10 protein-coding genes are annotated in these 14,432 nt (G+C 47.7%); 5 read left to right on the top strand and 5 right to left on the bottom strand.

What is annotated here, in order from left to right:
- Window positions 1-123 precede the first annotated feature (123 nt).
- The 4 genes from AC5YBX_RS07400 to AC5YBX_RS07385 form a co-directional block, all read right to left on the bottom strand.
- Window positions 124-513 carry an alcohol dehydrogenase catalytic domain-containing protein gene (locus AC5YBX_RS07400; RefSeq protein WP_494524677.1) on the bottom strand — a complete coding sequence of 130 codons (390 nt, stop codon included), beginning with the start codon at window positions 511-513 and terminating at the stop codon, window positions 124-126.
- Between the two features lie 66 nt (window positions 514-579).
- The gene (locus AC5YBX_RS07395; protein ID WP_494524676.1) at window positions 580-1,668 is read right to left on the bottom strand and encodes an alkene reductase; all 1,089 of its coding nucleotides are present in this window, start codon (window positions 1,666-1,668) and stop codon (window positions 580-582) included.
- A 10-nt stretch (window positions 1,669-1,678) separates the two neighbouring features.
- Window positions 1,679-2,776: an alkene reductase gene (locus tag AC5YBX_RS07390; RefSeq protein ID WP_494524675.1), complete on the bottom strand. Its 1,098-nt coding sequence runs from the start codon at window positions 2,774-2,776 to the stop codon at window positions 1,679-1,681.
- Between the two features lie 226 nt (window positions 2,777-3,002).
- Window positions 3,003-3,884, bottom strand: a complete 882-nt coding sequence (locus AC5YBX_RS07385; protein ID WP_494524674.1) for a LysR substrate-binding domain-containing protein — start codon at window positions 3,882-3,884, stop codon at window positions 3,003-3,005.
- 187 nt (window positions 3,885-4,071) lie between these two features.
- On the opposite strand from AC5YBX_RS07385, the gene AC5YBX_RS07380 reads away from it, so the two are divergent.
- Window positions 4,072-5,268 (top strand): MFS transporter, encoded by a 1,197-nt coding sequence (locus AC5YBX_RS07380; protein ID WP_494524673.1) that lies wholly within the window; start codon window positions 4,072-4,074, stop codon window positions 5,266-5,268.
- A gap of 83 nt (window positions 5,269-5,351) precedes the next feature.
- Window positions 5,352-6,044 (top strand): SDR family oxidoreductase, encoded by a 693-nt coding sequence (locus tag AC5YBX_RS07375; RefSeq protein WP_494519378.1) that lies wholly within the window; start codon window positions 5,352-5,354, stop codon window positions 6,042-6,044.
- 563 nt (window positions 6,045-6,607) lie between these two features.
- On the opposite strand, the gene AC5YBX_RS07370 is transcribed toward AC5YBX_RS07375, so the two are convergent.
- Window positions 6,608-6,784 (bottom strand): hypothetical protein, encoded by a 177-nt coding sequence (locus tag AC5YBX_RS07370; protein ID WP_494519379.1) that lies wholly within the window; start codon window positions 6,782-6,784, stop codon window positions 6,608-6,610.
- Between the two features lie 146 nt (window positions 6,785-6,930).
- Here AC5YBX_RS07370 and AC5YBX_RS07365 point away from each other — a divergent pair, with 146 nt between their 5' ends.
- From AC5YBX_RS07365 to AC5YBX_RS07355, 3 genes are read left to right on the top strand one after another with little or no spacing between them, the layout of a single operon-like run.
- Window positions 6,931-7,995 carry an efflux RND transporter periplasmic adaptor subunit gene (locus AC5YBX_RS07365; RefSeq protein WP_494519380.1) on the top strand — a complete coding sequence of 355 codons (1,065 nt, stop codon included), beginning with the start codon at window positions 6,931-6,933 and terminating at the stop codon, window positions 7,993-7,995.
- A 14-nt stretch (window positions 7,996-8,009) separates the two neighbouring features.
- Complete coding sequence (locus AC5YBX_RS07360) at window positions 8,010-11,270, top strand: efflux RND transporter permease subunit (protein WP_494524672.1); 3,261 nt, start codon at window positions 8,010-8,012, stop codon at window positions 11,268-11,270.
- Window positions 11,267-14,311: an efflux RND transporter permease subunit gene (locus tag AC5YBX_RS07355; RefSeq protein ID WP_494519382.1), complete on the top strand. Its 3,045-nt coding sequence runs from the start codon at window positions 11,267-11,269 to the stop codon at window positions 14,309-14,311. The genes AC5YBX_RS07360 and AC5YBX_RS07355 overlap by 4 nt, the downstream gene beginning before the upstream one ends.
- The last annotated feature ends 121 nt before the right edge of the window (window positions 14,312-14,432 follow it).

Raw genomic sequence — 14,432 nt, 5'->3', positions numbered from 1 at the left:
AGGTGATCGCGATGCATGAGAATATGCAACTGTGACGTTATCGGTGAGGTAGTGTTGAACCCAGAAAAAGAGTCTGAAACTGAAACAAGAAATGCAGCTTAAAATTTAAGTAAAGAGTGCCAACTACCTTGAAAAACACCGGGGAAGTGCCGCAGCAAGTTCAAACGATAGGCCCTCAGGCAGTGTCATCACACGCTCAGCGTTCAAAACGGTATATTCAGCGAAGCTACCATGGCGATTTAGTGAGCCATGATATGTCACTCGACGCCCAATTAGACTGGTATCAACTTTAGAACCTACTTGAACGACGACGCCAGCACCATCAACACCTGGAACATGGCCATTCGGCCAATTTAAAGGATTGGCTTTAATAAATTTCCAATCGACAGGGTTAATACCTATCGCTTTGTTTTGTAATAAGACTTCGTTGTCATCTAAAGCTGGTATTTCAGCCTTACCTAAAACAAGACTGTGTGTCTCAATTTGATATTGCCAAATTCGATAGGGTTCCATATCACTTCCACTCGCTTAATGAAAAGGTAAGGCACCAAAGAGTTATCATCCTTGGTACCTGGTGTATTAGGCCTGATATGTTGGATAATCGGTGTAGCCTTCGGCTCCTCCTCCATATAAGGTTAACCTAGCATCGGCATCAAACTCGGCCAATGGTAAATCATGGGCAAATCGGGCGACTAAATCTGGGTTCGTTACAAAAGGTGTACCAAAGGCAACGAAATCAGCATACTGCTTATCTAGCAACTGTTGTGCAGATTGCTTGGTCAACTTTCCTGCAACCATGATTGGATTAGAGTATATTCGGCGTACTTGCTGGCGAAACTCTTCAGGCACCTCTACATAGCGTGATATGTTTTCTGAAAAATGCACATACGCAAGGTTCATCGGTTGTAGTTTTTCCAACAATGCTAACGTTAGTGGAACAATTTCAACATCATCCCCAGCAAAACCCTCTCCGATATGAGGAGACAGACGAACCGCAACTCTTTCCCCACCAATTTCCTCGGTAAGTGCTTGTAACGTATCAACCAGAAAGCGCATACGATTCTCTTGGCTGCCACCATATTGATCAATTCTTTGGTTGCTTTCTAAGCGTAAAAAGGTATCAAACAAGTAACCATGCGCAGCATGAACTTCAACACCATCAAACCCTGCTTCAACAGCATTTCTTGCAGCTTTAACAAAGTCGGCAATGGTTGCTTGGATTTCATCTGCACTCATTGCTTTTGGCTGCTGGGTTTCCACCATGCCAAACCCGCCTTCAGGTAATGGGCCGAAGACCTGATCTGGAATTTTTATCGCTGATGGTGCCAGGGGTTGTGAACCTGAAATATCGGAATGACTACGACGGCCAACATGCCAGAGTTGGATAAATATCTTACCCCCTTCCTCATGAACAGCCTGAGTCACTTTCTTCCAGCCTTCAATGTGTTCTTCTGTGTAAATACCTGGCGTCATAGAGTAGCCCCGACCAACGGCTGAGACAGGAGCACCTTCTGTGACAATCAAACCAGCACTGGCACGCTGACGATAGTAGGTTGCCATCATCTCGTTTGGTACATCACCAGGTTGAGACGTGCGTGAACGAGTCATCGGCGCCATAGCGATACGGTTTCTAATCTCAAGTCCGTGACCTTTAAATACCTTAAACATACTTCCCCCCTTAAGCTTTATACGTTGGATAATCAATCAGCCCTTTTTCACCACCACCAAACAAGGTGTTTGGATCATGCTCTGCCAATGGGTAGCCGTGAAGTAGACGTTCAGGAAGATCGGGATTCGCCACAAAAGGTCGACCAAAGCCGATCATATCAGCCAGTCCGTCATCAATAGCTTGCTTTGCTTTTTCCGCATTATAACGACCTGCGTAAATCAAAATGCCTTGATAAACCTCGCGTAAGGCACGTTTAAAAGACACGGGCGTATCAGGGGCGTCATCCCAATCAACTTCAGCGATATGCAGATAAACGATACCGTGCTTATTCAGTAACGCAGCAGCAGCGGTATAGGTCTCGATAGGGTTCGCATCTACGGTACCATTTAAGGTTGTTAAAGGTGCCAAGCGCACACCAACGCGGTTAGCGCCAATTGCGTCCACCATTGCTGCAACGACTTCATCAAGAAAACGAAGACGATTTTCCAGGCTACCGCCGTATTCATCGGTACGGTTGTTAGCTTCGGAGTCAATGAATTGGTTGATCAAATAACCATTCGCCGCATGCAGTTCAATGCCATCAAAATCTGCTTCAATCGCATTCAATGCCGCTTGACGATAATCTGCGATGACTTGTTGAATATCCGCTTTTGTCATTGCTCTAGGCTGAACGACGTCAACAAAACCAGGTTCATCACTGCCATTATCAACGAATACTTTGACGTTTTCCGCTTTTAACGCTGATGAAGAAATCGGTTGCTCACCACCGATGTTATCTGTGTGAGTGACTCTGCCCACATGCCAGAGCTGCGCGAAAATTGCGCCATTTTCTGCATGCACTGCTTGAGTTACTTTACGCCAGCCTGCAATCTGCTCAGGTGTATAAATACCTGGGGTCCACGCATAGCCTTTTGCACTCGGTGAAATCTGTGTGCCTTCGGAGATAATTAAACCTGCACAGGCTCTCTGAGCGTAATACGTCGCCATCATTTCATTAGCAACATCTCCAGGTTGACTTGCTCTGGAGCGTGTCATCGGTGGCATGACAATGCGGTTTTTGAGTGTGAGTCCACCCAGTGTGAATGGTTGAAATAGTGATAGTGACATAGTTGAGCCCTCTTCATTTGATAGGGGCATACTAGCAAATGAATCACCAAGCATTTATAGCAACAAAGACAAATGATATTTGTTAAAATTGCAATAGTATAAGCATGTTCCAGCAATGATCTTGTTGGGTGTCGATGTCTCATCGGCTTTTATTGGTATCTGTTTTGTCCAAGGTGCCAGAAGAAATAGCCTAAGCGAGGTACGGAGTTACCTCGCGTTGAACGATTTACAGATCCAGTTTTGGCTGAATAAAATCGATAAAAGCAGAAATCCGCTTGGCAACAGAAGAAGACTTATAGTAGACAGCATTAATTTGCTCCCTACCTGAGTTACCGATTTTTTCACCTTCTAACAACGCAATTAATCTTCCTTCCTCAATATCTTTTTTCACCATAAAGCCCGATAGACAGGCGATTCCATTTCCCATCAACGTGAGCTGTCTTACCGTTTCACCGTTACTTGAGGTCAGCGTGGGTGTCAGCCCTGAAAATCCTTTCAGAGGCCATTCGTTGAGTGTTTTTGGTGTTGAAAATCCGATGGTATCGTGGTGCTCCAAATCACTACTCTTACTCGGAAAGCCGCGCTTTGATAAATAATCAGGTGAAGCAACAATGTAAAGTAAACTTCGGCCAAGAGGCCTTGCATGTAAAGTTGAATCATTTAATGCACCGATACGAATAGCGATATCGGTTTTCTTTTCTAGTAAATCAACAAAACCTTCATTAGAGGTTAACTCCAACTCAATATCAGGATAGGTTTGATTAAATGGCTGAACGAGTGGAACTAACTGGTGAAACACAAATGGACTGGCGGCATCAACACGCAGCCGCCCTTTGGGTAATTCCCCACGGGATATGATCTCGTCTTCCGCTTGCTGCAACTGCATCAGCCCTATTCGCACCGACTCAACGAATTGCCGCCCCTCATCCGTTAATTCAATCCGTCTTGTGGTTCGGTTTAATATCGTCACGCCAAGTTGGCTTTCTACCTTACTCACCGCTCGTGATACGCGTGCCACCTGTATATCAAGACTTTCTGCTGCCGCAGTAAATCCGCCAGTATCAACGACAGTAAGTAGAATTTCTAAATCGTCCGATTTCGTGCGCATGCTGCCTACCATTTAATTAAGAGTCTCTTTTTAATTATTGCATTTATAACAAATATCATTTGTTAAATAACCTGTTTTTTGCAACTAAATTTCCACGCAAAATCCCTCCATCAAATCACACCAGCGCGACACGTTGATAAGAACATTCGCTGCTGTGTACAGAACCTAACAAAAGAGGGTAAATGATATGCCATTAGCACTTCTCGCATTGACGCTCAGCGCCTTTGCTATCGGAACGACGGAGTTTGTGATCGTGGGGTTGCTCCCGACCATGGCTTCTGACCTAAACGTCTCACTGCCATCCGCAGGACTGCTGGTGAGCCTTTATGCACTCGGTGTTGCGATTGGCGCACCTGTCTTAACTGCGCTAACGGGAAAGTGGAACCGTAAGCATGTACTCATTACCGTTATGTCATTGTTTGTGATTGGCAACTTATTGGCATGGCAAGCACCTGGTTACAACACCCTTATCGTTGCTCGCATTTTGACTGGTTTAGCCCATGGTGTCTTTTTCTCTATCGGCTCCACAATTGCGACTGGCCTAGTACCTAAAGAAAAAGCAGCCAGCGCGATTGCGATTATGTTCACGGGATTAACCGTGGCATTAGTAACGGGCGTGCCGCTTGGTACTTACATCGGCCAAACCTTTGGTTGGCAATCGACGTTTTTGATTGTAGCGCTATTAGGACTTATTGCCTTGATTGGTAGTGTTTTCTTAGTGCCAAGCAACCTAAAACAGCCTACTGCCGCTAAACTGTCATCACAACTAAAAGTGTTAACGCAACCAAGACTACTACTGGTGTATGCCATCACAGCACTCGGTTACGGTGGTACCTTTACCGCTTTCACTTTCCTTGCGCCGATTTTGCAACAGGAAACAGGATTCAGCGCCAATGCAATCAGCCTAATTATGTTGGTCTACGGTGTATCCGTGGCGATTGGTAATATTTGGGGCGGCAAAATGGCCGATAAGATGGGGCCAATAAAAGCACTGACGATTATTTTTGCGGGACTCGCCACCGTATTAGTTGTATTTAACTTTACGGCCGTTAACCCTATCACCGCAGTCGCGACCATTTTAGTTTGGGGGGCCTTTGCATTCGGTAATGTTCCTGGCTTACAAGTCTATGTGGTTAAACTGGCTGAAAAATACACTCCTGATGCGGTAGACGTCGCTTCTGGTCTAAACATTGCGGCGTTTAACGTGGGTATTGCGCTTGGCTCTTGGGGAGGCGGTATGATTGTGTCAGAAATGGGCTTAATGCATACCTCTTGGATTGGAGCCGTGATAGTGCTCGTTGCGCTTGCTCTTACTCGAATGAGTGGACGTCTTGATAAACGTACAGCAGTTCATTTGTCAGAAGCAAACGTAGTTGTGAAGTAAGTATCACGACAATGGTTACAAGCTGGTCAAGGCTCGGCATTGACCAACTCATTCTTACTTATAATCAACTTAGGTAGCTCACAATGAAAACGGTTTTTATCACTGGCGCCAATCGAGGGTTAGGCCTAGAGCTTGTTAAACAATACGCTCAGCGTGGATGGCGTGTGATTGCATGCTGCCGTGACATCAATACAGCTCAGGCTTTGTGTCTCTTGGTACAAACTTATCCCACCATTTGTATTCATCCGCTCGACGTGAGTAATGAGTCCCATATTCTCGCTTTGACAGAAAAATTTGCGGGCATCGCCATTGATGTACTTATTCATAACGCGGGGGTAAGCGGAGATGAATGTGAAAGCCTAAGCAATATGAGGCAAAAGGAATGGATAAATGTATTAAAGGTCAACACCATTGCGCCCATGTTAATCACGCAGGCTTTGCTTAATAACATTCTTGCTGGCGAAGATAAAACCATCATTGGGATGACTTCAATACTCGCTAGCATCGATGACAACCGCTCTGGTGGTCGATACAGTTATCGCGCATCAAAAGCCGCCCTCAACCAAATAATTAAGTCTTTGGCTTGTGAACTATCCGAAGCGGGTGTGAAGACTATGGCAATTCATCCTGGTTGGGTACAAACCGATATGGGCGGAAAGGATGGCAAGGTAACAGTAGAAGAGAGTGTTAAAGGCATGCTTAATGTTATCGACAATTTAAAACTTAAGCATTCAGGTTCATTTTTTGTCTACGATGGAACTCAATTGCCATGGTAAGCCCTGTCGTTATGTTACATATAAGCTCTAAGGGTATGATATGCTTTAAACTTTTATAGTTTTAATCCTTTCTATAGTCGCTTTGCTCGGGTGGTATTTACACAAAGTCTCCCATGACATTTCCCAAATTGACTGGGATTGGGATGAAAATGAGATCCTATAAATTGATATTGCCTGAATCTATGGCTGGTCACATTACATATTCTAAGGAACAACTGCGAGCTTGCTCTGGACTGAGTAAATACTTTAACGTGAAGTGGGGCAAAACTGAGTTAGCTTTCTACTCGCCACTCACACCAAATGCAGCTTAATCGAAGAAACGTTAGAACCCAAGTGTAAACGCGGCTGCGGCCTTTGCCAGCAGGGATGCTGGTGTAGAGCCCACAAGGATGTGCTTGCGGCGTGTCACAGAAGCACCTGCACGAAAGGCCTGCGGCAAGCAATTCAAAATGATGAAGGTTAACGCTACTATCGTTAACTAAAAACCAAATCACGCAAAATGCCTCAACCTTCATTCAAGGCCACCAAATTTTTTTTGGGGGGGGGTAAAACCACGTTAGCTTTTAACTCACAACTCGCACCAGATGAAGTTGGATTGAAATAACGAAATAACCTAATGTAGGTGCGCCAGTGTAGGTGGCGCCTTCAAACACGCTTGAGCAATATGACGCACCCCATAAGATGCGGCCAATGCCGATATCACCATCGAGTTCACCACCGATTGTTAAAAACCGCAACATTTAAACTTTTACGCTACATCTTTCATTCGGCTCACCAACAAACTAATCCATTCCAAAGCTAACTTATTGTATATAAAGATATAAATGATTTGGCACATTTGATGCTTTATAACCGCTAATGAAATCACACCAATGAGTTTAACGACATGGAAGCACCCAATAATAAGACCATCATCCTACCTATCCTACTTGCGGCACTACTGAGTGCTTGCAGCCCTACCCCCGAGGAAAAAGAGGAGGTTAAATACGCCATTCCCGTTGAAACCACCACGGTCGTTCAAGGGGATGTCTCCTCCTTCTATAGCACGACTGGTACGTTAGAGGCGCCACTTGAAGCTAAGGTGGTTTCCCGTATTGCTGGGCTTATCGAAACCATTAAAGTGGAAGAAGGCGATCGCGTCACTAAAGGGCAGTTACTGGCAGTCATAGACGCTAAACGTCAACGCTATGATTTAGCCCGCTCTCAAGCCGAGGTTGAGATCATCGAGCAAGAGCTCAACCGACTCAACAAAATGACCGATAAAGCCTTTATCAGCGCCGATACTATGGCAAAACTTGAATATAACCTGCAGGCGGCCAGCGCAAAACGTGACTTAGCGGCATTGCAAGTAGAGGAGAGTCTGGTGCGATCGCCTATCGACGGGGTCATCGCCACCCGCTTTGTTAAGCAAGGCAATATGGCTAAAGAGTTTGATGAGCTCTTCTATGTGGTCAACCAAGATGAATTATATGCCATAGTGCACCTGCCTGAAGTTCAGCTCGATCGCCTGCGCCTAGGGCAAGACGCACAACTGTTTGCCAATCAACAAACCGATAACCGCATTGTCGCCAAAGTGCTGCGGATCAGCCCCATTGTCGATGCCCAAAGTGGCACTTTTAAGGTGACTCTGTCGGTGCCCAACCAACAGGCTCAATTAAAAGCCGGCATGTTTACCCGGGTTGAGCTCAGATACGACACGCACACCAATGTGATCACTGTGCCTTACAGCGCGGTGATCAATCAAGATAATCAGTATGCGCTCTATGTGATTGAAGGAGACAATGCCACTCGTCGCCAAGTCAGCCTAGGGTATCGTGAAGCCGACACCGTCGAAGTGATCTCGGGTATCAAACCGGGTGAGCAAATTGTGGTTCGAGGTCAGCAAAACCTGAAAGATCAGTCGTTAGTTGATGTAATAAGAGCACTCGATGTCGCCCGCGCGCAGCAATAACAGGAGTTGAGCTTATGTCGATAATTACTACATCAGTCAAGCGTCCTGTCTCGGTATGGATGTTCATGTTGGCGGTTTTGTTATTTGGTATGGTGGGCTTTTCTCGCCTTGCGGTAAAACTACTGCCAGATCTGAGTTACCCGACCATCACGATCCGCACACAATATAACGGCGCTGCGCCCGTTGAAGTTGAGCAGTTAGTCTCAAAACCCATCGAAGAAGCTGCTGGCATTGTCAAAGGGCTGCGTAAGATCAGCTCAATTTCACGCTCTGGGATGTCAGATGTGGTGCTTGAGTTTGAATGGGGCACCGACATGGATATGGCCAGTCTCGATGTGCGCGAAAAGCTCGACACCATCGCATTGCCACTCGATGTCAATAAACCCCTATTACTGCGTTTTAACCCTAACCTCGACCCTATTGTACGTTTAGCCCTATCGCAACCAGAGGCTACGCCCATTGAGCTCAAACAGCTGCGCACCTTTGCCGAAGAGGAGCTCAAACGCCAGCTCGAGGCATTAAGCGGCGTCGCGGCGGTTAGGCTCTCAGGCGGGCTAGAGCAAGAGGTTCATATTCAATTAAACCAGCAAAAGTTAAACCAACTTAATCTTAACGCCGACACCATACGTGAGCGCATAGCCTCTGAAAACATTAACTTATCCGCAGGTAAGGTGGTGCAAGGCGAGAAAGAATATCTGGTGCGCACCCTAAATCAATTTAACTCCTTGCAAGATCTCGGGCAGATCATCATCTACCGTGATAACACCACATTGGTGCGACTGTCAGACATCGCTGACATTATCGACAGCCACAAAGATCGCAGTGACATCACCCGCATCGGCTCGCAAGAATCTATCGAGCTGGCTATCTATAAAGAAGGTGATGCTAATACGGTCGCGGTTGCGCGCAACATCAACGCTGAACTGGAAAAGCTCAATAAGCTCAGCGAAAAAACTCAGCTGCAAGTCATTTACGATCAATCAGAATTTATCGAAAGCGCGGTCAGTGAAGTGACCATGGCCGCCCTACTGGGCAGCCTGTTGTCTATGTTCGTGATCTATCTGTTTTTACGCGATATCCTGCCCACATTGATTATCTCCATCTCTATCCCCTTCTCGGTTATCGCCACCTTTAACATGATGTATTTTGCCAACATCAGCCTCAATATCATGTCGCTTGGCGGCATCGCACTGGCGGTAGGCTTACTGGTTGATAACGCGATTGTGGTATTGGAGAACATCGACCGTTGTAAAAAACTCGGCATGAGTAAACTCGACGCGGCCGTGACTGGCACCAAAGAGGTCGCTGGCGCTATTTTTGCCTCGACCCTAACCACCTTGGCGGTATTTGTGCCCTTGGTTTTTGTCGACGGGGTCGCTGGGGCGCTGTTTTCTGATCAAGCGTTAACCGTCACTTTTGCCCTGCTCGCCTCATTACTGGTGGCATTAACCACCATCCCTATGCTCGCCTCGCGTAAAGGCTTTAGCGCCCTGCCACAGCTATTGCCCCAAGCTAAAAAGCCGCTGGCGGACACCAAGATGGCGAAAGTGAAACATTACGCCACCACAGTGTTTTCCTTGCCATTTATACTGTTATTTAACTATTTACCCTCGCTATTATTGACCTTAGTCTTAATGCTCACTCGGGTGCTTGCTTGGTTAACCGGTCTTATTATGCGCCCCATCAGTCAGTTATTTAATCGCGGTTATCAGTTATTAGAGCTGGCGTATCATGGTTTGCTCCCTTTTGCGCTGAAACGGAGCAGGCTTACTGTCGTTATTGCCATGGTCATTACTGCGGGCACCATGACTTTAGTGCCTCGTTTAGGCATGGAGCTTATTCCGGCGATGGAGCAAGGCGAATTTTACCTAGAGGTCGAGTTACCCCCAGGGACTCAGGTGAGCGAAACCGACAAGGTACTGCAAACCCTCGCCTTGGCGATTAAAGACCGCAGTGATGTTAAACACACTTATAGTCAAGCCGGTAGCGGTGGCTTAATGACATCCGACACCTCTCGCGGTGGCGAAAACTGGGGCCGATTACAAGTGGTATTAGCCGATCACCATGCCTTTATTGCGGTCAGCCAAGCGCTCAGAAGCACCGCTATGCGCATTCCAGCGCTCAATGCCACTATCGAGCACCCTCAATTGTTTAGCTTTAAAACGCCGCTGGAAATCGAAGTGATTGGCTACGATTTAGCCCAGTTAAAACACACGGCCGATAACCTAGTTAACACGCTATCTGAGTCTGCACGTTTTGCCGATCTCAACACCAGCCTGCGCGATGGCCAACCCGAGCTGAGTATTCGCTTCGATCATGCACGGCTTGCCGCCTTAGGGATGGATGCCCCAACGGTTGCTAACCGCATAGCCCAGCGCATTGGCGGCACTATCGCCAGCCAATACACAGTGCGAGATCGTAAAATTGATATCTTGGTGCGCAGCCATATTGAAGAGCGTAACCAGATAAGCGATATCGATTCGATGATAATCAACCCCAACAGCGCTCAGCCCATTCCACTGAGCGCTGTGGCTGAGGTGTCGCTTAACTTGGGGCCGTCTGCGATTAATCGCATCAGTCAGCAACGTGTGGCCATTGTTTCGGCAAACTTGGCTTTTGGTGACTTAAACGAGGCAGTGGCAGAAGCCAAGGCGCTCATACGCCAGCAAACCATACCAAGCACCATACAGATCCGCTTTGGCGGCCAAAATGAAGAGATGGAACACTCATTTAAATCACTGCAAATCGCCTTAGTGCTGGCCATATTTTTGGTCTACCTCGTGATGGCCAGTCAATTTGAATCCCTTATCCATCCGCTACTTATCTTGATTGCCGTGCCCATGGCTGTCGGCGGCAGTGTATTAGGCTTATACATTACACAAACCCACTTAAGCGTGGTGGTATTTATTGGCCTTATCATGCTGGCCGGCATAGTGGTCAACAACGCCATCGTCTTGGTGGATAGAATTAATCAACTGCGCCAGCAAGGCATAGAAAAAGTGCAGGCGATAGAACAAGCGGCCAAATCCCGTTTGCGCCCTATTATCATGACCACCATGACCACCGCGCTGGGGCTTGCCCCGATGGCATTAGGGCTGGGTGATGGCAGTGAAGTGCGTGCGCCTATGGCGATAACCGTCATCTTTGGTTTGAGCCTTGCCACCTTATTAACCTTGGTGGTGATCCCTGCCCTTTACTCACTCTTTGACCGTAAGCAGTATCAGGGAGAACCTGAGCCTACACCAGCCGCGCCAGCTATGGGAGAGGCACAATGAATATCACCCGCTTAGCGATTGCCCGTCCCGTGACCACCAGCATGTTTTTTGTCGCCATTTTACTGTTCGGCCTTGCCTCCAGCCGTCTGTTACCGCTGGAGATGTTTCCCGGTATTGATATTCCTCAGGTATTGATTGAGGTGCCCTATAAGGGGTCGACCCCCACCGAAGTGGAGCGCGAAATCACCAATATTTTAGAGCAATCTCTGGCGACCATGGGCGGGATTGAGGAGTTAAGATCACGCTCATCGCAAAATGGCGCCGAGATTGAACTGCGGATGAAATGGGGCGAGAACGTCGCCACGAAAAGCCTAGAAGCCCGAGAAAAGGTCGATGCCGTACGCCATCTGTTGCCCCAAGATGTTGAGCGGGTGTTTATCAGGCAGTTTTCCACCGCCGATATGCCACTATTGACGGTGAGAATTTCCAGCGACCGTGCACTCTCTGGCGCCTTTGATCTGCTCGATAAACAGTTAAAAAGGCCCTTGGAGCGGGTCGAGGGGGTATCGCAAGTGACCCTATATGGCGTGGAGCAAAAACAGATAGAGATAAGGCTCGATGCCGATAAGCTCACTGCCAGCAACCTATCCCTTAACGCGTTACAAGCGCGCCTGCGCCAAGCGAACTTTATTGTCAGCGCTGGCACAATACGCGCCAATGATAAGGTGTATCAAGTATCACCTAAAGGCGAATTTCGTGGTTTAGATGAGATCCAGGCCTTAGCCTTAGCACCGGGCATCACCTTAGGCGATATTGCCAGCGTGCGTTACGCCCTGCCCGAACGGCTCGATGGCCGTCATCTGGACCAAAATTATGCCGTAGGGTTAGATGTGTTTAAGGAGTCGGGGGCTAACTTAGTCGATGTCTCTGAGCGCGTACTCAAGGTAATTGAAGCGGCCAAACAAGATCCCCAATTTCAAGGGATCAAGCTATTTATCATGGAAGATCAAGCTCATGGGGTAAAATCGTCATTGTCAGATCTGCTGCTTGCCGGCTTAATGGGCGCCCTGCTCTCCTTTGCTGTGCTGTACCTGTTTCTGCGGGATCTCAAAATGACCTTGGTGGTGGTCTCCTCGGTGCCGATCTCACTGTGCATGACCTTAGCCGGCATGTACTTTTTAGGTTACAGCTTAAATATTTTATCCATGATGGGCTTACTGCTGGCCGTAGGCATGTTGATTGATAATGCCGTGGTCGTAACAGAAAGCGTATTACAGGAAAAACAACACGCCGATAACACCAGTGCAGAGCAAGCGGTACAAAATGGCGTTAACAAGGTGGCTTTAGCGGTGCTGGCTGGCACGCTCACCACCGCCATTGTATTTTTGCCCAATATTTTTGGGGTTAAAGTGCAGTTAACCATCTTTCTTGAACATGTGGCCGTGGCCATTTGTATCTCATTGGCCTCATCACTGCTGGTCGCGAAAACCTTAATCCCCTTGATGCTAAGTAAGCTGCACTTCAAGGTAGATAGCACGCCAAAAACCAGCACCTTACAAGCCTATTATGAGCAAAGCCTTGACTGGATCTTACACCGGCCAAAACGTGCTGGCGTCTTTGCGCTGCTTATTTTGGCTTCCACCGCACTGCCCCTGAGCCAAGTGAAACAAGATCAATCTGACGGTGAAGGCAACAATCGCCTTTATATTAATTATCAAGTCGATGGGCGTCATAGTTTAGCCGTCACCGAAGCGATGATAAACCGCATGGAGGACTATCTTTACGCCAACAAAGAGGCATTTTATATCGATTCAGTTTACAGCTACTACGCGGCCGATCGCGGTCAATCCACGTTATTACTGCAAGAAGATATGGATATCGATATCAAGGCACTTAAACGCCAAATACGTGACGGCTTTCCTAAGTTCTCGATCGCTACGCCGCAATTTGGCTGGGGCGATGAAAATAGTGGCATACGTGTCACCTTAACGGGCCGCTCAACATCAGATTTAATCAAGATCAGCCAGCAAGTAGTCCCCTTACTCAGCAACATCAAAGGGCTAACGGATGTTCATTCTGAGCTTAATGGCACCCAGCAAGAGGTAGTGATCCAGCTTAACCGCACCTTAGCGGCGAGGTTGGGGCTAAGCTTGAGGGAGCTGGCGCAAAACGTATCTCTCGCACTGCGCGGCGTGCCTCTGCGCTCATTTCGGCACGATCCCAACGGTGAGCTGCGTATCGAGCTTGCCTATGAAAAGCAGTGGCAAACCTCACTTGAAAAACTCAAGCAATTGCCCATAGTACGTATCGACAATCGCGTTTATCCGCTGCAAAGCCTTGCCGACATCAGCATTAAGCCCCGCTTCGATACTATCCGTCATTACGGGCGACTCACGGCATTATCCATTGGCGCTAACCTTGACGACATCACCACCGAAGAGGCGCAGCAAGCCATCATAGATGTGATGCAGGCGGTGTCATTCCCCCCTGGATACGGTTACTCGCTGCGCGGCGGATTTGAGCGCCAAGATGAAGACCAAGCGATTATGGCCACCAATATGCTATTGGCGGTGGCGATGATCTACATAGTGATGGCGGCGCTGTTTGAATCCTTGCTGCTGCCCACAGCCATTATCACCTCGATCTTGTTTTCCATCACTGGCGTGTTTTGGGCACTGCTGATAACGAACACGCCGATGGATATTATGTCTATGATTGGTATATTGATTTTAATGGGGATCGTGGTCAATAACGGTATCGTTTTGGTGGATCAAATTAATCAGCAAACGCCGCAATTATCACAACTGCCTGATACCATACACAAGGTGTGCATCACCCGCCTTCGTCCGGTGCTGATGACGGTGGCAACCACAGTCCTAGGTTTAATCCCCTTGGCGATGGGTGACACCCAACTCGGTGGCGGTGGCCCGCCTTACGCGCCGATGGCCATCGCCATCATCGGCGGTTTGAGTTTTTCCACCATCACCAGCCTCTATCTGGTGCCGCTGTGTTATCAGGCGCTATATCGCCTGCGACACCAAGCCAGCACCACACTGAGCAAGGCACAGCAGCGGGCACAGCGTCTCACTTACTGGTGCTAACATTATTGACCCCAAAAAAGATTTGTCAGCCAAATAGCACTTAACCCACCTTGTATCCCCAAAAATAAGGTGGGTAATACTGCGTTGATAGTTTGCACTCTAGATAAGGTTTCCTAGACTT

The organism is Shewanella sp. 492 (assembly GCF_059338445.1).
The sequence above is the reverse complement of the archived record's forward strand: the minus strand, read 5'-3'. Positions and strand labels throughout refer to the sequence as shown.